Genomic DNA, 21098 nt, shown 5'->3' on the forward strand with positions numbered 1-21098 from the left:
GTCCCTGTTATAATATTACCGCACCGTGCAGTAATCATGCGCAAATAGTCGTTTCGCTTCTGCGCCGCAAGCACATCTATCGTGACTTTAACACGCTGCAACCCACCGTTGGAAGAGGTGTAATTACGTGCCCGATTTGCCGCTCAATATCTCTCTTGTCATCTGTAGTGACCGCACTCGATGTTCGGGATCAAAGGTGGACCCTGCGACGATGATTTCGTCTGCACCGGTTCGCTCAATGAAGGCGCTAATCGATGCGGCGACCGTTGCTGGCGAGCCAATTGCGCTGGCTTGTCCGATATGCGCGAGCATTGCTTTGGCTGGTGCGGGCAAGCTGTCGCGATAGCCTCTGACTGGTGGCGGTAATTTTCCGGGTGTGCCGGTTCGCAGCCGGACAAAGGCCTGCAATTGCGATGTGGCGATATGTTCGGCTTCCTCATCGTTATCTGCAGCGATTACGGTCATTGCAGCCATGGCATGCGGCTTGTCCAATGCTTCTGACGGGCGGAAATCCCGGCGATAGATTTCCAGCGCGGCATCGAGATGGTCAGGGGCGAAATGCGATGCGAACGCATAGGGAAGCCCAAGTTTCGCAGCGAGCTGAGCGCCGAACAGGCTTGAACCCAGCATCCACATTTCGACATTGGAGCCAAGGCCAGGTGTCGCATGAACAGGCAAATTTGGATTGTTGCCGAGCAAAGCGCGGAGTTCGACCACATCCTGCGGAAAATATTCGGCGGCCTGGTGCAAATTCTTGCGCAAGGCTCGTTGCAATTCGGGGCCCGCACCGGGTGCGCGGCCGAGGCCGAGGTCAATTCGTCCGGGGAACAATGCGTCGAGTGTCCCGAATTGTTCGGCGATCACGAAGGGGTTGTGATTGGGCAGCATGATCCCGCCCGATCCGATGCGAATGCTGTTCGTTGCATTGCCAATATGCGCGAGCACAACCGAAGTTGCTGCCCCGGCAATGCCTGACATCGCATGATGTTCTGCCACCCAGAAACGAGCATAGCTGTGATCCTCTGCTGCGCGGGCGAGGCCGGTTGCTGCATCATAGGCTTCGGTCAGCGTTCCGCCTTCGCGAACCGGTACTAAATCAAGAACGGATAAGGGAATCATCGAGTTACTGATTGTCCAACTGCCTGAGGTAATTTCCTGCCGTCTGCGCCTCTGCGCTCTGCGGTGCAAGGTCGATCACCGATTGCCAACTGCGGCGAGCAGCTTCGTCTTGACCGGACAGGACTGCAATGACGCCAGCTTCCAAGCCGATTTCTGCACTCCTTTGTTCAAGCGAGCTGGCTGTTTCAATGAAAGATTGCGCTGTCGCCAGATCACCAACGCGCCGAGCCAGTGTGGCCGAGAGCAACCATGCCCGGGCGCTGTAAGGCAAAGCCGAGCGCGCTGCGGATAGCGCCTCGGCGGCTTGGTCATTCTCGCCCAACGCAACCAAAGCCCGCGCACGGTCTATGCTGATCTCGCCCATCAGAGCAGTGAAGCCGGAATTTGTCGCATCGGCCTGCGCGATATCCAGCACTTCGAGCGCCCGCTCTGTATTACCTGCGGTCAGCAAGGCATTAGCAGCCATCGCTGACAGGCGGGCGCGATACTTAGGATCCGTCGCGGCTGCATCTTCGCCGCGAGCAGTCAAGAATGTCTCAGCTGCATCACCCCACAGGCCAAGGTTCGCCTCGGCATAGCCGCGGCATTGCAGCGCTTGTGAGCGGGTTATGCCAACTGCACCTGCCAGCCAGGCTTCGGCTTCGATACGAGCGGCTGCGGTGTCGGCTTCCGCGCGTTCCAGGCAGCTATCGAGCTTGCCACTCTGGGGCAGAATTACGCTCTCGCCTTCCTGCTGCTGGTCTCGCTGGCGGCGGCGCATCTCGTCCAGTTCGACCGGAACAGCGGTAATTGGCTGAGCAGACGGGTTAGGTCCGACTTGCAACAGCACGGCTAGTATAGCGGAAAGCACAGGCAGATTTCCTTCGAAATTAGTCGAGCAGGCTCGCGACCTGATTGATCAGTAAATTGATATCGCTGTCGCGCGACAATCGGTGATCGCCGTCTTTGACCAAGGTAAGCTGTATATCGTCCGAACGCAGCCGCTTGGCCAGCTCCATGCTGGTTTCCCACGGCACGCCTGCATCCCTTTGGCCATGCAGCAACCGGACCGGACAATCGATGTTGATATCCGATCCAAGCAATCTGTGCGTTTCGGCATCGTGCCAGAATTTGGCGTGCGTCGGCGTTGGTTCCGGGCCGTAGGGATTGTCTTCGAAAATTGTCTCACCACCGCGCAGGACTGACTTCTGCGCTTCGGTAAAGCCCCAATCGGAAAAATCGGGAGCAGCGGCAATTCCGACCATGGCCTTAAGCTGGTTACCCAGTTCGAGCGCAATGAGCAGCATCAGCCAACCGCCCATTGATGACCCGGCCAAAATGATATTATCAATTCCGCGAGCCGCAATGAGCGACAAGACTTCCTCTCGCCACAAAGACAGTGACCCGGCTGCAAATTCGCCATCACTTTGCCCGCAGCCCGAATAATCGAGCAGCAGGCAACCGAAGCCAGCACCTTCGCAAAAATCCCTTACCGCAGTCGCTTTGCCGCCATCCATGTCGGACATATATCCCGGCAGAAAGACGATTGTGGAGGTTCGGCCGACCGGATTGAGGTGGCGAAACGCGATCTTGATGCCGCTCGGAGAATTATGGAATTGCACTGTGCTCATGATTGCCGATCATTCCCGAATGATCGCAGCGGAGCAAGCGTCCGGTCCAGTTTTTAGCGCGAAAAGAAATCAATATAGCGCTGGCAAAGTCAGCGGTTCGTCGCATTGGCCGGACTGTTCACTGTCGAAGCATCCGCCCAAGAGGCAGGCAAAAAGGAGGGTCGCATAACGCATTTCTATTCTCCTAAATCAGTCCCGCTCGAATATCTCTTCGATAGTCATAGCGAAAATCTCGGCTATTTTGAAGGCTAATGGCAAAGATGGATCGTATTTGCCGGTTTCGATAGCATTCACGCTCTGCCGTGACACGCCGAGCAGGTCGGCCAGCGCCTGCTGGCTCCAATCTCGCTCCGCACGCAACACCTTGAGGCGATTCCTCATACTGCGCCCCAAGCGCCATATTGTATGCGGTTCATCACGGCGCCGACAGCAAGCCCGGCAAACCAAACGATCGCAACCCAATAGGCATCGAGATGAAGGACAATATCAGCAGATTCGAGAAACCCCCAAATAGAGGCGGCGCTGAGCGCAATCGCGGTCGCAATTAACGATTGGCGGATCACCAACATTCGGATGAATTCATCCTGTTCCTCGATAATCAAGCGGCCAATTGACCAAAAAATCCCGATTACAGCTAGACCCGGCAGCGTAGCAAAGGCTATTTTAAGCGCTTCTGCTGAACCCTCTTCATTGAGCGCAAATGTGAGGCCTGCCATCGCAATCAAATAGAGCGAGGTGAAGGCCATAATGCGTTTGGTGTAACGCCGCTGCGCGACTCCCTTTGCCATGCAAGCAGGGCCACCTGCGTCGATTCTGCGATTGGCAGATCTCATCAGTGGAATGACTAGACCAAGTGGCGCAATCATCAGGATTAACGTGGTCGTGTTATTGGTCGCATCGGTCATCGCCAGTGCGGCAATGACTCCGTAGGCACCAAACATCAGCCCCGCATAGAAAAATGGGCTTCGTCCGAGCGCTTCGCTTTTCAACTCTTCGGTCATTCTCCTGCCCCGCATTTCCGAGCGTTGCTGCCCATCCATGCAGAAGGGAAGATGGCAATTAGCGCTAGCGGCGCCCATTGGGCAATCCGTTCGGGCACAATCCCTACAATGGAAAGCAAAGCGATTCCGATCATCGCCGATGCGAGGAGCAGAGCTTTTTGAACAGCGGTCATGTCAATGGTCCTTTTCTTGATGTAAAGGGTAATTGACATTTTTTTGGTAATTGTCAAGCAACATTGACACAAAGGCAAGTGACCTTGCCTCGATGACAATATGATACTTGGCGGCTTTAATCTTCCGGCCTAGTTGTTTCCCATGATCAACGAACCGCCAGCTCGGCCCTCACCGTTTTCTAAAATCGACCGGCGGACTTTGTTTCGCGGAAGCCTGCTCGGCGCGGGTCTCGCTGCAATGCCAGCAACGGTTGGGGCCGCGACATTGCGCGGCTTTGGCTATGGAGTTGCAAGTGGGGAGCCGGGCGCAGACCGAGTGCTACTTTGGACCCGCTACGAAGCCAAGCAAGATGTTACCTTGCGCTGGGAAGTTTCGAAATCGGCTGACTTTGCTGTGATTACCGCCGGCGGCAATGGCACTGCTGCACCAGATCGAGACTGGTGCGTAAAGGCGACCGCAACGGGGCTTGATCCGGACAGCTGGTATTATTTCCGCTTCATCGCTCCGGATGGCGAGATATCATGTGTCGGCCGCACGCGGACTTTGCCGCTCGGCAAAGCGGATAAATTCAGGATGGCAGTGGTCGGATGCTCCAATAAGGGTTTCGGTTGGTTCAACGCCTATGCCCATATTGCGGAGGTGGACCAGACCGATCTGGTTCTGCACACCGGTGATTATTTCTACGAATATGGCCCCAACACATATCCAGCCGATGCGCAGGCAGTGTCCGGGCGGGACATCACTCCGTTGCAGGAAACCATCGCGCTGGCTGATTATCGCGCGCGCTATGCCAGCTATCGCAGCGACGCCGATTTGCAGCGGTTGCATCAGCTATTCCCTATGATTCACGTGCCTGATGATCACGAAAGCGCCAATGATAGCTATGCAGGCGGTGCGGAGAACCATCAGAGTGAAACCGAAGGATCGTGGGATGTGCGCAAACGCGCCGCGATCCGGGCCAATCACGAATGGATGCCGGTTTCTGATGAGCCTTGGGCGGCTTATGAAATTGGCGATCTGGCGACATTGTTTCGACTCGAGACGCGCCTGACCGCGCGCAGCAAGCCGTTCGATCTCGGCGACATCGTAAAGCGAGGCGGCCGCGATCCAGCAAAGATTCTGGCTGCGCTGGAGGCATTTCGCGATGATGAATGGCGCGACCCATCACGCACATTGATGGGCGAGGTGCAGGAAGAATGGCTGGTCGAAGGACTTCGGGCGTCGCGTAGCGCAGGGAAAGTCTGGCAGGTGCTGCTGCAGCAAGTGGTGATGTCTAGCCTCAAAACCTCGCCTGATATCGCCAAGGGCATCACCGATGCGGTGCCCGCCTATATCCGCGACCGGATTATGGCGGGTGTACTAACCAGTACCGCAGGGCTGCCGTTCAATATGGATGCATGGGATGGATACCCCGCCGCGCGCGAAAGATTGCTCAAGGCAGCCCAAGAGGCTGATGCCAATTTGATCGTGCTGGCTGGCGATAGTCATAATGGCTGGGCGTCCGAACTGGATAATTTGGGGGAAGTGGCAGGCGTTGAATTTGCGGGGCACTCGGTCACTTCACCAGGTGCAGAAACTTATCTTGGCTGGATTAAGCCGGTAGATTTCGCTGCGCAATCTGTGGCCAATAACGCCCAGCTTAAGTGGGCAGACACTGGGCAGCGCGGCTATATGGCGGTCGAGCTTACCCCGACACGCGCCACATCTGAATATCGGTTCCTCCAAACCGTTCGCAGACGGACAACAGCACTTGCTTCGTCCACGCGCATTTCGAGCGCAGCAGGTAGTCACAAACTGGACATTGGTTGAATAATCAGAATTGGGCGGCTACATTACGCGTATGACGCCAGGTTGCATCTCCCCAACTACGACCACCCCGCTTCTTCGGGGGCGGCTCGGCGCGGCTTAACGCCAGCGCCACCGCCGCCCGGTTTCGGGCGGCATGGTGTCACCTCCCGAAATTGTCACTTTGAATGACACCGACTCTTTCGGTGCGCGCACAGTTCTGCCATGGCGCATCCAAACAAGATGGACGAATTCGATGAGTGACATGTTCAAAATTAGCCTTCCCGACGGTTCTGTGCGCGAAATGCCGGCTGGCTCGACGCCTGCGGATGTTGCCGCGGCGATCGGTCCGGGCCTTGCGAAGGCTGCAATCGCGGCGAAAGTCGATGGTGAATTGCGTGATCTGGGCCGCCCGTTCGATGGTGATGCGGAATTGGCATTGGTCACTGGCCGCGACGAGGAAGACGCGCTTGAACTGGCGCGTCACGATTTCGCCCACGTTCTGGCAGAAGCCGTTCAAGCCATTTGGCCCGGCACACAAATTACATTTGGCCCATCGACAGATGACGGCTTCTATTATGATGTAATGGCGCCTGCCAATCGCGCACCGTTTGGCATGGAAGATCTCCCTTTGATTGAGGAGAAAATGCGCGAAATCATCAAGGCTGATAAGCCGCTCCGACGCGAGGCATGGAGCCGCCAGGCACTGATCGACAAATGGCAAGCCGACGGCGAAAGCTTCAAGGCCGAGTGGGCTGCCGAACTTCCTGAAGGCGAAGAGCTGACTGTTTACTGGTCGGGTAACGACTGGATGGACATGTGCCGCGGTCCGCATCTTCCGTCGACTGGCAAACTTGATCCGGCTGCGTTCAAATTGATGCGCGTTGCCGGTGCATATTGGCGCGGCGATCAGGCCAATGCGCAGCTAACACGAATTTACGGAACGGGCTGGCTCAACAAGAAGCAGCTGAATCAGCACCTCATGCGGCTGGAGGAGGCAGGCAAACGTGATCACCGCAAGCTCGGCCGCGAGATGGACTTGTTCCATTTGCGCGAAGAAGCCCATGGCAGCGTTTTCTGGCACCCCAAGGGCTACAAAATCTGGCGTGAGCTGGAGGCTTATATGCGCCGCGCAATGGACCGGGTTGATTATCAGGAAGTCAAAACTCCGCAGGTGATGGATGCACGCCAATGGGAAAAATCCGGCCATTGGGGCAAATATCGCGAGAATATGTTCGTCATTCCCGACGAAGTGCCCAACACTGAAGATGAAGGCCCGGTTATCAGCGGCGACGCCGACTGGATGGCGCTGAAGCCGATGAATTGTCCGGCGCATGTCATGGTATTCAAACAGGGTATCACATCCTATCGCGACCTGCCGATCCGGCTCGGGGAAATGGGCTGCTGCCACCGCAACGAACCGCATGGCGCGCTCCACGGTTTGATGCGCGTGCGCCAGTTCACGCAAGATGACGGGCATATTTTCTGCACCGAAGATCAGGTGGTCGAGGAAGTCCGCCGCTTCTGCGAGCTTGCGACGCTTGTCTATAAGGACATGGGTTTCGAGAAGTTCGCGATTAAACTGGCGACTCGCCCTGAACAGCGTTTCGGCAGCGATGCCGATTGGGACAAGGCCGAAGACGAACTGCGCAATGCCGTTATCGAAGCGGGAATGGCGACCGAAGAGTTTGGCTGGGAAGAACTGCCCGGTGAAGGCGCGTTCTATGCGCCCAAGCTCGAATGGCATCTGACCGATGCGATTGGCCGTACGTGGCAAGTTGGCACAATCCAGTCGGACCGTGTTTTGCCGGAACGACTCGATGCGACCTTTGTTGGCGAAGATGGCGGACGTCATCGCCCAGTCATGCTGCACCGTGCGATATTCGGATCTTACGAGCGGTTCATCGGCATTTTAATCGAGCATTATGCGGGTAAGATGCCGTTGTGGTTGTCGCCGGTTCAAGCGGTTGTCGCGCCGATTGTCTCTGACATTGATGGCTATGCTGCTGAGGTTTTGGAAAAGCTGCAATCTGCTGGCCTTCGCTCCGAAGCCGATCTTCGCAACGAGAAAATCAACTATAAGGTTCGCGAGCATTCTTTAAAGAAGGTCCCGCATATCCTGGTTGTTGGTAAGCGCGAGGCGGAAGAAGGCACTGTTGCTATCCGCACGCTCGGTTCACAGGAACAGCGCGTGATGCCGCTAGATGAAGCTTTGGCAATGCTCAAAGCTGAGGCGACTGCGCCTGATTTGCGCCCGGCTAATTAATCAGTTTGATCGCAGGCTTTACCCCTGAACAAATCGCCGTGGGGCTTGTTGCTACGGTGGCAGCGGCATTTGTGCGGGGGCTGTCAGGCTTTGGCATGGCGATCCTTTTGGTGCCTGCACTGGCTTTGACGATCTCACCCGAATCAGCGGTGGTCAGCGTCAACATTTTGGGTGTGCTGGTTGGTTTAGTCGGCATCCGTAAAATCTGGACGATCAGCGAAGGCTCGGTAAAACCGATTGCGGTGCTGGCGATGGCTGCCACGCCGCTTGGCCTGTGGTTGCTCCAGATTACCGACCCCGGTTCAGCGCGGTTGCTCATCGCTATGATTGCGGTTGGCGCGTTTATACTGGTGCTGCTGCCAAAGCGGCCTGCGGCTCATATCCCTAATCGCGCCGAGACCGGACTAACTGGGATTGCCTCAGGAATCTTAACAGGCTTCGCCGGAATGCCCGGCCCGCCGGTGATTCCCTATTATTTGCGGCGCGCGATCGACCCGCAAGTGGCGCGGGCTTCGATGATGGTCATATTTCTATTCACATCCATCGCTGGATGTATCGCGGCGATGGCGATGGGGATGATGACTAGGCAAGAACCGTTATTGGCAGGGTTGTTGTTTCCGGCAGTCTTGCTTGGCAATTGGCTCGGATCATTGGCCTTTGGCCGAATCGCGGAATGGGTCTGGCGTGTGCTGACAGGAATGATTTTGGGTGCAGCAACCGCGGCGGCAGTATGGAAAGCGGTCGTCTAGCCGACTAGAACGGCAGCACGTTTCCCGCCAGTATCAACGTTGATCCACAACCCGTTACAATCAGACTACGTAAATACATTGTCAGATCGGTATCGCGTGATTGCATCAAGGTGATAGCTTTGGCCATGCCGCATTATCGCGGCCAAATCCTAACGAAGCGTTAACTGCTCAGCGCAGGCATATGCTGGCTGGCGCAGTGAAATCCGCCACCGCCCGCCAGCACAGCATCTGCGGGTAAGCCGGTGGTCTCGCGATCGGGAAATAGTGCAGCAATTGCTGCGACACCTTCGGCGTCATGCGGTGATCCAAATGTTGGCACCACGACCAAGTGGCTGGTGATCGCGAAATTGGCGTAGCTGGCTGGTTCGATGGTGCCAGCGCGCTCGATCAAGCCAGGAGATGGGATGTCCGCCACTTGCACGCCCGACGCTGCTGCACGTCGGCGGACATCGGCATAAATTTCTTCGTTGGGATCATCTGTACCGGTTTGCAGCGGGACTGCCAGCAGATTGGGTCCGACAAATCGCGCAAGATTGTCGACATGGCCATCGGTGTGATCATTAATCAGCCCGTCACCAAGCCACAACACCCGGGCGAAACCTAAATCCGATTTGATCCGTGCTTCGATTTCTTCGCGCGAGAGGCCGGGGTTGCGGTTGGGATTGAGCAGGCATTGCTCGGTCGTGGCGACCAATCCGGTCCCGTCTCCATCAATCGCGCCGCCTTCCAATATCCAGTCGGCAGTGTCCACTGGCAGTCCGGCATCGCGCGCTATATCCGCGCCAATTGTCTGGTCGCCAGGCATTTCATACTTGCCTCCCCAACCATTGAACCCGAAGCGTTTGGCTAGCCGGTTATCACCATTAGTAAGAACAAGCGGCCCGGTATCGCGCAACCAGATGTCGCCGAATACGCGCCGCTCCAAAGTGACTTTGTCATTCACCAGCTCTCTGGCGCGCGCTTCATTGGCGGCATCGCGCACCAGCAGTCGAACCTCTTGTCCGCTGCCCGCTACAGCATTGGCAAAGCCAGCAATCTGCTCTTGCGCGCGCGCCAGATTGCCGAGCCATTCATCGCCATCATGCGGAAAGCCGATCCACAACCAATCCTGCGGTGCCCATTCGGGTGGCATGCGATAGGTCATGAACCGGCTTTCAATTTCGCGTCAGTTTAAGTGCGCGTAATTTTAGCAAAAGCTGCCATTGCTCTCGGCAGCTTTGCAGCTGTCGTCGCGGGTTGCTTTGAATTCGTCGCCTTCGACCCAGTTCGGCCAGCTCTCACTGATCGCAAGCATCCGCCCGATCCGGTAGAATAATTGCAAATCGGCCATTACGCCGCTCCAGTCCCAATCCTCGTTAAACTCGTCCTTCGGGCCGTGATAGCGGTTGGCGCGATATTCATCGGCGAGAGCTTTACCCGCTTCGGTGCCGCCCTCGACCAGATCTTCCCCGCCATCGATATACAGCATAGGCACGCCGCGCTTGGCGAAGGCGAAATGGTCTGACCGATAATAATAGCCTGCCTCCGGAGAGGGGTTAGGCGTCGCAACGCGGCCATCATCGACCAGCGCTTTTTCGAGGAATTCGTCGAGCCGCGATTTACCCGGCCCAACAACGGTTACGTCTTTCGATTTCCCGCCAACCAGAAACGCGTCCATATTAATGCCGCCAACTGTTTGCGCGAGCGGCAGGACGGGGTTTGCTGCGTAATAGTCAGCCCCCAGCAGGCCCTGCTCTTCGGCAGTCACAGCCAAAAACACCAGGCTTCGCGCGGCGGCACCGGCTTTCGCATGCGCCTCGGCCAATGCTACCAGCGCCGCTGTGCCGGTCGCATTATCGACCGCACCGTTGCAAATGTCGTCGCCATCAGGAGCAGGTGTGCAGCGGCCAAGGTGATCCCAATGCGCAGTATGCAGCACGAATTCGTCAGGACGTTCGGTGCCCGGAAGAATGCCGATCACATTCTGCGATTCGTAAGACCGGATATCATTGGCAAAACTGGTGCCTGCCTTCAGTCCAAGTGGAACCGCTTTGAAGCCCTTCTCTTTGGCCTGCTTGGCCAGCGCATCCATATCTTGACCAGCAGCGGCCAGAATTTCGCGTGCGATTTCTTTCTGCACCCAACCATTCATTTGGGTGAGTGCGGGGGCGTTCTCGCCGCGCTGGGCATAGGCTTGCGGGCCTGACCAGCTGCTCTCGACCACGTTCCACCCATAGGACGCAGGTTCTGTATCATGGATAATCAGCGCGGCCGCAGCACCTTGAGCCGCCGCTTCTTCGTATTTGTATGTCCAGCGGCCGTAATAGGTCATGGCTTTGCCGTTGAACGGACCCTCTAAACCTTCGGTGCCATAATCGGGATCGTTGACCAGGATAACCGCGGTCTTCCCGGTCATGTCGACGCCCTCATAATCGTTCCAACCGCGTTCTGGCGCGTTGACGCCGTATCCGACAAACACCAGCTCGCTATCGGCCAATGTGGTTGAGGCATCTTCGCGATAGGTCACGCCGACCCAATCCTTGGCAAAGTCAAAAGCCAGATCAGTCTCGCCGCCGGTAATCGTCAGCGGCTTGAACTCCTTGCCGGTGATTTCGACCAGAGGCACTTTTTGCACCCAGCTGTCACCATTGCCGGGCTGTAGGCCAGCGGCTTCAAATTTTTCGATCAACAGCGCGACAGTCTTTTCTTCTCCGGCGGTGCCGGGCATTCTTCCGTCAAATTCGTCGGAGGACAATTCGCGGGTGATATCGACCATTGTTGCTTGGTCGATGTCGCCTGCGGTTACATCTGGAATGTCGAGTCTGTCTTGCGAGCCATTAATCATCGCGCCGTCGCAGGCGGTCAAAGAAAGTGCCGCCGATACAGCCAAAATTTTGCGGAGCATGCTAATTCCTCGTCCCGTTGGGATTTTTGATGCCCCTCCATTGCAAAGGGTGCGAGAAGGGGCAAGGGCACTGTCATTGAAAGGGCGAAAATGATTGACGCAAATGCACTGGCGGATTGGGAAGGCGCGCTGCGGCGTGCGCGCCAATTTTCGCCTTTCTTGTGCAATGCGCTCGATCGTCAACCCGATCTAGCAACCATATTGGCGCAGGGTGATGGAGTTGCGGCGCTCGATTTTGCGCGGGCCGCAGGGCGTGATTTGGCCGATACTGGCATTAGCCTGCGCCGCGAACGACTGGCCCTTTCTACCGCATTGGCAGTGGGCGATTTGGCCGGAGCGTTTCCGGTCGGGCAAGTCATGACCGAATTGTCGAGCTTTGCCGATAGAGCGCTGGACAGGGCAATCGCCGCAGCAATCCACAAACGCGTTCCCGATGCGCAGTCAGCTGGTATGATCGGAATTGCGCTGGGCAAACACGGCGCGTGCGAATTGAATTACAGCTCCGACATTGATCCGATTCTGCTGTATGACCCCGAAACTCTACCGCGGAGGGAGCGCGACGAACCGGGAGAAGCTGCCCAGCGGTATGCGCGCGAAATTGTACGGTTGATGTCAGATGTGACTGATGAGGGGTATGTTTTTCGCGTCGATCTTCGCCTCCGGCCTGCATCAGAAATCAGTCCGCTGGCGATTTCGCTGGGTGCCGCGCTGTCGCATTATGAATCTTCTGCCCTAACGTGGGAGCGGGCCGCCTTTATTCGTGCCAGAGCCGCCGCGGGTGACATCGAAGCGGGCCAATCCTTCCTCACCGCGATCCGTCCGTTTGTCTGGCGGCGAAGCCTCGATTTCGGTGCGATTGACGAGATTTCACGTCTTACTTCGCAAATTCGCAAGACTTATAAAGGGCCAGTCCAGCCGGGTCCGGAGTATAATGTCAAGCAAGGGCGCGGCGGCATTCGCGAAGTCGAGTTTTTCGCTCAGACCCACCAGCTTATCCATGGCGGTCGCGACCCGTCGTTGCGGCCTCGCGGGACGCGGCCGGCGCTTGGTGCTTTGGCCGCAGCCGGGATTATTGCTGACGAGGATGCAGGCGTGCTCGGCGATTGCTATGACCGGTTGCGCGTGATCGAACATCGTCTCCAAATGGTCAATGATCACCAGACGCACACGTTGCCCGATGCCGCCGCAATAGAGAATGTCGCGCAATTGAGCGGCTATGCGGATGGTGCCGCACTGCTTGGCGACCTTGGCGAAATCTCTGCCCAAGTGGCTGAGCGTTTCGATACGCTGATCGATCCGGATAATTCTGCGCATGACGGGCAAGCGCAGACCGGAGGCCTGAGCAAGGATTTGCGGCAATTGGGATTCAAAAATCCGGAGGCATTGGAGGCGCGGATTCAGTCGTGGACCGACGGGCATATTAGGACGCTCAAAAGCTCAGCTGCGATCAACGCTTTTGAGGCTATTCTTCCCAGTTTGCTCGAAGCTTTCGCAGAAGCGCCCAACCCGGGAAAGGCTATTTTGCGCTGGGAAACGCTGCTGACCAAAGCCCCAAGCGCGATCAATCTCTTTCGCCTTTTGGAGGCACGGCCGGGGTTGTTCGAACAACTGGTGAACATCCTGACATTGGCCGAACCGCTCGCTGATAAATTGGGCCGTCGCCCAGAATTACTCGACACTTTATTTGATCGCAGCGCGTTTGATTTGCCCGGTGATGTTGCGGAATTGACCGCTTCTATGGCCGGTAACGACCCCGATATTGATTACGAACGCAAGCTGGACCGGATTCGCATTGTAACGGGAGAAAAGCGATTTGCGCTTGGCGCGCAGCTGATTCAGGCGGCGCATGACCCGCTTGAAATCGCCGAGGGTCTCGCCCGAGTGGCAGAGGCGGCGCTAAGTGTCGCGGCGCGGGCTGCGAGCGAGGAGTTTGCCTCTGTTCACGGGCACATCGCGGGCAGCGAGATGATGATTATCGGGCTTGGCCGGTTTGGCGGCGGTGCGCTGACCCATGCGTCAGATCTCGACATTGTCTATGTTTTCAGCGGCGCGCATGATCAGGAATCGGACGGCAAGCGTCCGCTTGGCGCGACACTCTATTACAATCGGCTGGCCCAGAGGATTAGCGGCGCGATGAGCGTGCCAACTGCCGAGGGCGCATTGTACGAGGTGGACACGCGGCTCAGGCCGTTAGGGGCGCAGGGGCCGCTTGCGGTGAGCGTAGAGAGCTTCGCCAAATATCAGCGTGAAGATGCGTGGACGTGGGAACACATGGCGCTTGCCCGGTCTCGGGTTCTTGTTGGTTCACCCAAAGCGAAAGCCGAATTGGACCGCATTATCCAATCGGTACTCGCCGCGCCGCGTGATGCAGATAAACTGCGCGAAGACGTGTTGAAAATGCGCGCTGAAATGGCTGCTCACAAGCCTGCAAAAGGTTCACTTGATGCCAAATTGCAGCGCGGCGGTCTGGTCGATCTCGAATTTTTGGTTCACTTTCTTCAATTGCGTGAAGGAATAGCACTGGTGCCTGATTTGACGGCGGCCATCGCCGGATTGGTCGCAGCCGGTCATTTGAGCCAGCCGATCCGGGAGGCGCATTTGATGATGACCCGCCTGCTGGTGGCGGGCCGCCTGCTCGCCCCCGATTTGGAAAAGCCGAGCCCCGCTGCTGCCCGCGCGCTCGCCAAGGCTTGCGGCGCCAAAAATTTCGCCGAGCTCGTTGAAAAATTCGCTGCAGCGCGGCACAGCGTCGCCCGAAACTGGAAATCGGTCTTCGGACTGGAACTGGAGATTACTGAATGACTGCTCAATTCGCTGCTGGCGACGCGCTGCCCGATATTGCCATGGAAACGACCGAAGGCGGGGCGGTGAAACCATCCGATTATGCAGGCAATAAACTGGTGATCTTCTTCTATCCTAAGGACAACACGCCGGGCTGCACCAGCGAAGCGAAAGATTTCTCCGCTTTGAAAGATGCATTTTCGGAGGCAGGCGCAGAAGTTCTCGGCGTCAGCAAATGTTCGCCCAAGAAGCACATGAACTTCATTGCCAAGCATGATTTGACGGTGGCACTCGCAACCGACGCGGAAGAAGGGGGCTTATCCGACAAGCTTGGCATTTGGACCGAAAAATCGATGTATGGTCGAACCTATATGGGCATGGTTCGCACGACCTATTTGGTCGGGGCAGATGGCAAGATCGAGCAAGTCTGGAACAAGGTGAAAGTCAAAGGCCACGCGCAAGAGGTGCTGGAGGCCGCACAAGCGCTTTGATTCCTGAACGATCAGTTTCTTCCGCAATCCGTTCGGCACTGCTCACCTCTAATCCGCGCGCAAAAGCGATGGCGGCGCGCGATGTGGCGCGCAGTTGGCGATTGGGGCGGCTGGCAGCCACGTTTGATACGGTGATGCCGGTCCGGCCGGCCTGGCCGGATGCGCCGCAATTGCTTGATCCGCGCGATATGCCGCGCCGGGGCAAGGGCGGGTCTGAAAAGGGGCGCGTCGCCTTGTGGCACGCGCTTGCGCATATTGAATTTGTCGCAATTGACCTCGCGCTGGACATGGCAGGCCGGTTTGGTGCGGAAATGGGCGAGGAATTTGTTGCGGATTTTCTTGCGGTTGCGGCGGATGAAGCGATGCATTTCGCTCTGCTAGACCGCAAATTGCGAGCGCTAGGATCTTTTTACGGTGAACTGCCTGCCCATGCTGGATTGTGGGAAACGGCCGAGCGCACCTCGCATGATGTAGCGGCACGACTGGCCGTGGTCCCAATGGTGCTGGAGGCTCGCGGGCTCGATGTGACTCCTGCCATGCTGGAAAGGGTGCGCGGTCAGGGGGATGCGCATGGCGCAAAAATCCTCGAACGAATCCTTGACGATGAAATCCGCCATGTCGCGATTGGGACCAAACATTTCATCGCAGATAGTGCAAAATATGGTGAATCGCCTGAAATCCGCTGGAAATCGCTGGTTCGGCAGCACTTCAAAGGGGGGCTGAAGGCTCCATTTAACGACTCGGCGCGTCTTGCAGCCGGTTTGTCGCTAGACTTCTATTCAAACCTTGCTTCGTAAGGAAATCGACTTGTAACGACATATTCACGGAAGACGCAGTTGGTTCCAACAAATCTTCAAAAAGAGTTTCGAGGCCCGTCCGAAAATTGTCCGGGCCGCAGTAAAACAGGGATCCTCCCGGCAAATTTCGCCGGAGAAAAAGGACGGTACGTGGTCGTAAATTCAGTCAAAAGTGGGCTAGCAGCTTTCGCTCTCAGCCTTGCTGGTTTCACCGGTGCAACGCCGGCAATAGCCAACACAGCCGCAGCCACCGCTGAAATTCCTGTCCAGATCCGTGATTCACAGGATAATTCGATCACTGGCGGTGACGAACAATTCGAACAATTATTTGCCAGCTGGGAATCGCTTGATGGCGATAAGACTGGAATGCCGGCGCCAGCGTCATCGGTTTCGATTCCTTCCAGAATGCCGCTCAACAACGCAGCTTTGACTAGCAATTACGGTATGCGTACGCATCCGGTTATTGGCGGTCGCCGCGCGCATAAGGGTGTCGATCTGGCAGCCCCGACCGGCACACCAATCTACGCAACTGCCGACGGCATCGTAAGCAAGGCCGAACGCTTCAGCAGCTACGGCCTGTATGTCTCGATCGAGCATGGCGCACAAATTCAAACCCGTTTTGCCCATATGTCCCGCATTGCAGTTGCGAATGGCGAGGAAGTGAAGAAGGGCGATATTATCGGTTATGTCGGCTCTACTGGTCGCTCAACGGGCCCGCATTTGCATTATGAAGTGCGGATTGATGGCCAGGCGGTAAACCCGATTCCCTATATGGTTGAGACCGACGCGCAGGAAGCTTATGCACTGGCGCTTGCAGAAGGCGGCCGCGGCGGCGAATAAGATTTAGCTTGGTTTCGGGGCGACCCGAAAAGACATCGGAGAGGGTGTCTGAAAGGGGCAACGGAGAAATCCGCGGCCCCTTTCCACTTTTGGGGCTCCTATTAATCGATAAGATGGGTCAATCGACGAAACTGGCGCTTTTCACTTGCGAGGTGAGGGCAGGTGAATAGGATGGTTTTCAGAAGAGGAAACCAATGCACCCGATTAGTTTTGCAAAAAGCCAGCCCGACCATCCGGCCATCATTATGGCCGGGAGCGGGGAAACCGTAACCTATCGCCAATTGGACGAAGCCGCGAACCGCATGGCCCATTGGCTGCGCGCCCAAGGGTTGAAAGCGGGTGATGCATTCGCTTTGCTGATGGAGAACAACGCTCGCTATCACGAGGTGATCTGGGCCTCGCAACGCTCGGGCACTTTTCTGGTCCCGATTTCAACCCATCTGACCGCGAGCGAAATCACCTATATCCTTGACGATAGCGATTCTAAATTGCTGGTGACGACGCCGAAATTTGACCACATCGTAGCGGACTTCCCCGCAGCGGCAGCGGCGCTGCCACGGCTCGTTTATGGCATGGGTGCCGAAGAAGCATTGGCCGCAATGCCGGTAACGCCAATTGACGACCAAGCCGTAGGCCAGAACATGCTCTACAGTTCGGGCACAACGGGCCGCCCGAAAGGTATCCTACCCGCGCCGCCTGCCGATCCTGAAGTCGAAGCTGCGACCCCGCTGATGGGTCTCGCGACAATGGGTTTCCAAATCAAGGGTGATGGCAGCAGCGTCTATCTTTCGCCCGCACCGATGTATCACGCCGCGCCGCTTGGTTGGTCGACCACGATCCACCGGCTTGGCGGAACCGTGGTGGTGATGGAAAAATTCGATCCAGAGGGCGCGCTTGCGGCGATCGAGAAATATGGTGTGACCGACAGCCAATGGGTTCCGACTCATTTTGTGCGGATGCTCAAACTGCCCGAGGAGGTGCGCGCTAAATACGACATCTCGACGCATCAACACGCGATCCACGCGGCGGCACCGTGTCCGGCGGACATCAAGGAAGCGATGATCAAGTGGTGGGGGCCTGTCATCTTTGAGTATTATGCCGGTAGCGAAGGCAATGGCATGACCATGATAAGCAGCCCCGATTGGCTGACGCATCGCGGCTCGGTTGGCCGGGCAATCCTTGGCACGATCCACATTTGCGATGATGAGGGCAACGAACTACCGACTGGACAGGATGGCGGGGTGTTTTTCGAAAGCCCCTATCCGTTCAAATACCATAAGGACGCCGAAAAAACGAAAGAAGCGACCCATCCCAAGGGGTGGACCACGCTGGGCGATATCGGGCGGCTCGATGAAGAGGGCTTCCTGTATCTGACAGACCGACGGTCAAACATGATCATCTCAGGGGGTGTAAATATCTATCCGCAAGAGGTCGAGAATCTGCTCGTCAGCCATGACAAGGTAATGGATGCGGCGGTGATCGGTGCGCCATGCCCCGAAATGGGCGAGCGTGTGGTCGCGGTGGTTCAGCCGGTATCGATGGATGATGCGGGTGAGGCGTTGGAGGCCGAGCTGACCGCATATCTGTCTGGTGAACTTGCCCGTCTGAAAATCCCGCGCTTGTTCGATTTCCGCGCTGAATTGCCGAGGGAAGCCAACGGAAAATTGTACAAGCGCAAATTGAAGGATGAATACGCGCAAGCCGCCGCGAAGGAGCAATAGAGTGGCGGCTGGCCAAGCGCCCGAGACTCAAGGCGTGATTCAAGGCGATCTGGCGCGCGCAGTGTTGGAGCCTGGGGCCTATGCAAAGTGGGACACGCTGCTCGACACTTTCGACCATTTGCGCAGCACCATGCCGGTGGTAAAAGTGTTACCTGATACCGAAGGCGTGTTCGACCCGTTTTGGCTGGTCACCGGCTATGATGATGTGATGCGAGTGTCGAAAGACAATCAGACCTTCCTCAACAATCCTCGCACAGTAGTATTTTCGCTGACCGAAGGAATCGAATTTGCCAAGGCGCTAACCGGCGGTAGCCCGCATATGGTCGCCAGTCTGGTTACCTTCGATGCTCCGATCCACATGAAATACCGCAAGCTGACGCAGGAATGGTTCATGCCTAAGAACCTGCGTTCGGTGGAGGATGAAATCCGAACGCTGGCACAAGAAACCGTGCAGCGACTGGTTGACGCAGCAGGCCATAATTCTGGTGCAGTCGACTTTGTGCCCTTAGTTTCGGCCCCGTATCCTTTGCACGTTGTGATGCAGATTATGGGCGTGCCGGAGGAGGACGAGCCGCGCATGCTGATGCTGACCCAGCAGATGTTCGGCGGGCAGGATGAGGACCTCAACCAGTCCGGCATGGCCAATATGACGCCCGAGCAAATCACCCAGCTTGTCGCCGGTGCGGTGGCCGATTTCGAGGCATATTTTGCGAAACTGACTGCGGAAAAGCGCGCCAAGCCGACCGGCGATGTCGCCAGTATCATTGCCAATGCGCGAATTGATGGTGAGCCTTTGAATGACCGCGACATGATGGGTTATTACATCATTCTGGCCGCTGCTGGGCACGATACGACGTCCGCATCTACCGCTGGCGCGATGCTTGCGTTGGCACAAGACCCTGAACAATTTGCCCGTGTTAAGGCCGATCGGAGCTTGTTGCCCGGCATTGTCGAAGAGGCGATCCGATGGACCAGTCCGGTACAGCATTTCATGCGTACAGCTGCCGAAGACACAAGGCTTGGTGGCCAGAAAATAGCCAAGGGTGATTGGCTGATGATAAATTATGTAGCGGCCAATCATGATCCGGCACAATTTGAAAATCCGCGAAAATTCGACGCAGCACGAACCCCCAACCGGCATCTGGCGTTTGGAGCAGGCGCGCATCAATGCCTCGGCCTGCATCTGGCCCGGCTGGAGATGCGCATATTGTTCGAGGCGCTTCTCGACCGGATCGAAACTATCGAACTGGCGGGCGAACCCAGACGCGCAAAATCCACATTTGTTGGCGGGCTGAAGACCCTACCTCTTCATATTACTGCATCATAACAAGGAATTCTGCATGACCGATCTCCTCGATTTCACTGGCAAGACAGCACTCATAGTCGGGGGATCCAGCGGCATCGGCAATGCAATTGCACAGGCCTATCGTACACGCGGGGCCAAAGTGACCGTTTGGGGGACGCGCGCTAGCGCTGCGGACTATGGCGATGCCGAGCGCTCCGATATGACGGGGCTTGACTATGTCCAGGTCAACGTCGCTGACCGCGCAGCGCTCGACGCAGCGCCTATTCCGGAGCGGCTTGATATTGCCGTGCTCAGCCAGGGAGTGGTCAAATATGGCGGAGCCGAGTTTACCCGCGAAGGCTGGGACGAGGTGATGGATGTCAATATTACCTCGCTGATGGATGTGGCGAAGCTGGTTCATCCTGCATTGGCCGCCAGCAATGGTTCGCTGATCACTATCAGCTCGATAGCAGCCTATGCTGCTGCTTTCACCAACCCGGCCTATGGCGCGTCGAAATCGGCGGCTGTTGCGCTCACCCGCGCATTGTCACTGGCTTGGGCGAGGGACGGCATCCGGGTTAACGGTATCGCGCCGGGCTTCGTGCGGACCAAGATGACTGACGAACAATTCGCCGATGAAAAGCGCGAACAAGGCATAATGCGGACTATTCCTTTGCGCCGGACCGGTGAAACAGGCGAAATCGCCAATGTCGCGCTGTTTCTTGCGTCACCGATGGCATCTTACATCATTGGTCAAACTATTGCCGTTGATGGAGGGCTGTCGCTTACTTAGACACTGCGGCAGCTCACTGTAACAATAGCGCTTGCTTCCGATTTTTCTGTATTATGCCCGTCATTTATGGTAGATAATAACTTATGGATAAATTGAGAATTCAGGGGGCGTTCGAACTGTCGGGCGGCATTTCGTGAACCTGCTTGCTGATCATAATCTGCCATTTGCAGCTGCATTTGCAGTGATGCTGTTTCTGGCGGTGGCGCAGGCAATTGGCCTGGCAGATATGCTGGGAGGTCCCGATATTGATGTCGATCTCGACACGGATATTGGCCCCGAAAGCGACGCGATTTCGGCGGGCGGCCCGATGGACGGGCTGCTCAGCCTGATCGGGATTGGCAGGGTGCCTTTCACGATATGGCTGGCGGCGTTTTTGTTGGTTTTCGCACTGTTGGGCGTGTCGATCCAGGGTTTCGCAGAATCGCTCACCGGAGGCCCGCTTTACAGCTGGCTCGCGGCGCTTATCGCTGGCGGTGTGGCGTTGCCTGTAACGGGTGTTATTGCCCGGCCAATCGCGCATATTATGCCGCAGGACGAAACGACTGCAGTAAAAGTGCAAAGCCTGCTTGGGCGGCGTGCAACCATTCAAACCGGAACCGCGAGAACTGGCTCTCCTGCTCGCGCGCAAGTCCGCGATCGTTTCGGCCACGCGCATCTGGTGATGGTCGAGCCGCATCATACGGATGATGCCTTGGAAGAGGGCGAAATGGTGTTGCTGGTCCGGCGCGAAGGCGGGAATTTCATCGCTGCCCGGCTAGAAGAAAGACGGTTGTCGCCCGCAGACTGATTTGAGGATTTGGAA

19 protein-coding genes are annotated in these 21098 nt (G+C 56.7%); 11 read left to right on the top strand and 8 right to left on the bottom strand.

Annotation, left to right across the window (positions count from 1 at the left end; translation table 11 throughout):
* Positions 1-123 precede the first annotated feature (123 nt).
* The 6 genes from GRI36_RS02990 to GRI36_RS03015 all read right to left on the bottom strand — a co-directional run bounded on the left by GRI36_RS02990 (position 124) and on the right by GRI36_RS03015 (position 3903).
* Positions 124-1119 carry an LLM class flavin-dependent oxidoreductase gene (locus GRI36_RS02990; protein ID WP_160597118.1) on the bottom strand — a complete coding sequence of 332 codons (996 nt, stop codon included), beginning with the start codon at positions 1117-1119 and terminating at the stop codon, positions 124-126.
* A 4-nt stretch (positions 1120-1123) separates the two neighbouring features.
* Positions 1124-1969, bottom strand: coding sequence for a tetratricopeptide repeat protein (locus GRI36_RS02995; RefSeq protein WP_160597119.1), 846 nt, complete (start codon positions 1967-1969; stop codon positions 1124-1126).
* Positions 1970-1988: 19 nt separating this feature from the next.
* The gene (locus tag GRI36_RS03000) at positions 1989-2729 is read right to left on the bottom strand and encodes an alpha/beta hydrolase (protein ID WP_160597120.1); all 741 of its coding nucleotides are present in this window, start codon (positions 2727-2729) and stop codon (positions 1989-1991) included.
* A 189-nt stretch (positions 2730-2918) separates the two neighbouring features.
* The gene (locus GRI36_RS03005) at positions 2919-3110 is read right to left on the bottom strand and encodes a helix-turn-helix transcriptional regulator (RefSeq protein WP_160597121.1); all 192 of its coding nucleotides are present in this window, start codon (positions 3108-3110) and stop codon (positions 2919-2921) included.
* Entirely contained in the window at positions 3107-3730 is a 624-nt protein-coding gene (locus GRI36_RS03010; RefSeq protein ID WP_160597122.1) for a hypothetical protein, read from the bottom strand. Before GRI36_RS03010 ends, GRI36_RS03005 begins: the two co-directional genes overlap by 4 nt.
* The gene (locus GRI36_RS03015; protein ID WP_160597123.1) at positions 3727-3903 is read right to left on the bottom strand and encodes a hypothetical protein; all 177 of its coding nucleotides are present in this window, start codon (positions 3901-3903) and stop codon (positions 3727-3729) included. Before GRI36_RS03015 ends, GRI36_RS03010 begins: the two co-directional genes overlap by 4 nt.
* A 142-nt stretch (positions 3904-4045) precedes the next feature.
* Between GRI36_RS03015 and GRI36_RS03020 the strand changes: the two genes are divergently transcribed.
* The 3 genes from GRI36_RS03020 to GRI36_RS03030 all read left to right on the top strand — a co-directional run bounded on the left by GRI36_RS03020 (position 4046) and on the right by GRI36_RS03030 (position 8704).
* Entirely contained in the window at positions 4046-5713 is a 1668-nt protein-coding gene (locus GRI36_RS03020) for an alkaline phosphatase D family protein (protein WP_160597124.1), read from the top strand.
* A gap of 232 nt (positions 5714-5945) precedes the next feature.
* Positions 5946-7955 (top strand): threonine--tRNA ligase, encoded by a 2010-nt coding sequence (gene thrS, locus GRI36_RS03025; protein ID WP_160597125.1) that lies wholly within the window; start codon positions 5946-5948, stop codon positions 7953-7955.
* 56 nt (positions 7956-8011) lie between these two features.
* Positions 8012-8704 carry a sulfite exporter TauE/SafE family protein gene (locus GRI36_RS03030; RefSeq protein WP_328598404.1) on the top strand — a complete coding sequence of 231 codons (693 nt, stop codon included), beginning with the start codon at positions 8012-8014 and terminating at the stop codon, positions 8702-8704.
* 160 nt (positions 8705-8864) lie between these two features.
* Here the strand turns inward: GRI36_RS03030 and GRI36_RS03035 are convergent, their stop codons facing one another.
* Both GRI36_RS03035 and GRI36_RS03040 read right to left on the bottom strand, forming a co-directional pair.
* Positions 8865-9848 carry an agmatine deiminase family protein gene (locus GRI36_RS03035; protein ID WP_160597127.1) on the bottom strand — a complete coding sequence of 328 codons (984 nt, stop codon included), beginning with the start codon at positions 9846-9848 and terminating at the stop codon, positions 8865-8867.
* Positions 9849-9890: 42 nt separating this feature from the next.
* The gene (locus GRI36_RS03040; protein ID WP_160597128.1) at positions 9891-11588 is read right to left on the bottom strand and encodes a M28 family metallopeptidase; all 1698 of its coding nucleotides are present in this window, start codon (positions 11586-11588) and stop codon (positions 9891-9893) included.
* Positions 11589-11678: 90 nt separating this feature from the next.
* Here GRI36_RS03040 and glnE point away from each other — a divergent pair, with 90 nt between their 5' ends.
* The 8 genes from glnE to GRI36_RS03080 all read left to right on the top strand — a co-directional run bounded on the left by glnE (position 11679) and on the right by GRI36_RS03080 (position 21083).
* Positions 11679-14390, top strand: coding sequence for a bifunctional [glutamate--ammonia ligase]-adenylyl-L-tyrosine phosphorylase/[glutamate--ammonia-ligase] adenylyltransferase (gene glnE / locus GRI36_RS03045; protein ID WP_160597129.1), 2712 nt, complete (start codon positions 11679-11681; stop codon positions 14388-14390).
* Positions 14387-14860 carry a peroxiredoxin gene (locus tag GRI36_RS03050; RefSeq protein WP_160597130.1) on the top strand — a complete coding sequence of 158 codons (474 nt, stop codon included), beginning with the start codon at positions 14387-14389 and terminating at the stop codon, positions 14858-14860. The genes glnE and GRI36_RS03050 overlap by 4 nt, the downstream gene beginning before the upstream one ends.
* Positions 14857-15657, top strand: coding sequence for a ferritin-like domain-containing protein (locus GRI36_RS03055; protein WP_160597131.1), 801 nt, complete (start codon positions 14857-14859; stop codon positions 15655-15657). The genes GRI36_RS03050 and GRI36_RS03055 overlap by 4 nt, the downstream gene beginning before the upstream one ends.
* A 150-nt stretch (positions 15658-15807) precedes the next feature.
* Positions 15808-16497 (top strand): M23 family metallopeptidase, encoded by a 690-nt coding sequence (locus tag GRI36_RS03060; protein WP_160597132.1) that lies wholly within the window; start codon positions 15808-15810, stop codon positions 16495-16497.
* Positions 16498-16691: 194 nt separating this feature from the next.
* Entirely contained in the window at positions 16692-18218 is a 1527-nt protein-coding gene (locus GRI36_RS03065; protein WP_160597133.1) for an acyl-CoA synthetase, read from the top strand.
* A 1-nt stretch (position 18219) separates the two neighbouring features.
* Positions 18220-19545 carry a cytochrome P450 gene (locus GRI36_RS03070; protein ID WP_328598341.1) on the top strand — a complete coding sequence of 442 codons (1326 nt, stop codon included), beginning with the start codon at positions 18220-18222 and terminating at the stop codon, positions 19543-19545.
* 13 nt (positions 19546-19558) lie between these two features.
* On the top strand, positions 19559-20296 hold the full coding sequence (locus tag GRI36_RS03075) for an SDR family NAD(P)-dependent oxidoreductase (RefSeq protein ID WP_160597135.1): 738 nt from the start codon (positions 19559-19561) through the stop codon (positions 20294-20296).
* 133 nt (positions 20297-20429) lie between these two features.
* On the top strand, positions 20430-21083 hold the full coding sequence (locus GRI36_RS03080; protein WP_160597136.1) for a YqiJ family protein: 654 nt from the start codon (positions 20430-20432) through the stop codon (positions 21081-21083).
* The last annotated feature ends 15 nt before the right edge of the window (positions 21084-21098 follow it).

The organism is Pontixanthobacter gangjinensis, from assembly GCF_009827545.1.
GTDB classification, from domain to species: Bacteria; Pseudomonadota; Alphaproteobacteria; order Sphingomonadales; family Sphingomonadaceae; genus Pontixanthobacter; species Pontixanthobacter gangjinensis.

Excerpts from the sequence above, each read along its gene's own strand:
- GRI36_RS03040 (WP_160597128.1), bottom strand. The coding sequence starts at position 11,588 with ATGCTCCGCAAAATTTTGGCTGTATCGGCGGCACTTTCTTTGACCGCC.
- glnE (WP_160597129.1), top strand. The coding sequence starts at position 11,679 with ATGATTGACGCAAATGCACTGGCGGATTGGGAAGGCGCGCTGCGGCGT.
- GRI36_RS03065 (WP_160597133.1), top strand. The coding sequence starts at position 16,692 with ATGCACCCGATTAGTTTTGCAAAAAGCCAGCCCGACCATCCGGCCATC.
- GRI36_RS03000 (WP_160597120.1), bottom strand. The coding sequence starts at position 2,729 with ATGAGCACAGTGCAATTCCATAATTCTCCGAGCGGCATCAAGATCGCG.
- GRI36_RS03005 (WP_160597121.1), bottom strand. The coding sequence starts at position 3,110 with ATGAGGAATCGCCTCAAGGTGTTGCGTGCGGAGCGAGATTGGAGCCAG.
- GRI36_RS03035 (WP_160597127.1), bottom strand. The coding sequence starts at position 9,848 with ATGACCTATCGCATGCCACCCGAATGGGCACCGCAGGATTGGTTGTGG.
- GRI36_RS03015 (WP_160597123.1), bottom strand. The coding sequence starts at position 3,903 with ATGACCGCTGTTCAAAAAGCTCTGCTCCTCGCATCGGCGATGATCGGA.
- GRI36_RS03075 (WP_160597135.1), top strand. The coding sequence starts at position 19,559 with ATGACCGATCTCCTCGATTTCACTGGCAAGACAGCACTCATAGTCGGG.
- GRI36_RS03050 (WP_160597130.1), top strand. The coding sequence starts at position 14,387 with ATGACTGCTCAATTCGCTGCTGGCGACGCGCTGCCCGATATTGCCATG.
- thrS (WP_160597125.1), top strand. The coding sequence starts at position 5,946 with ATGAGTGACATGTTCAAAATTAGCCTTCCCGACGGTTCTGTGCGCGAA.
- GRI36_RS03010 (WP_160597122.1), bottom strand. The coding sequence starts at position 3,730 with ATGACCGAAGAGTTGAAAAGCGAAGCGCTCGGACGAAGCCCATTTTTC.
- GRI36_RS03020 (WP_160597124.1), top strand. The coding sequence starts at position 4,046 with ATGATCAACGAACCGCCAGCTCGGCCCTCACCGTTTTCTAAAATCGAC.
- GRI36_RS02990 (WP_160597118.1), bottom strand. The coding sequence starts at position 1,119 with ATGATTCCCTTATCCGTTCTTGATTTAGTACCGGTTCGCGAAGGCGGA.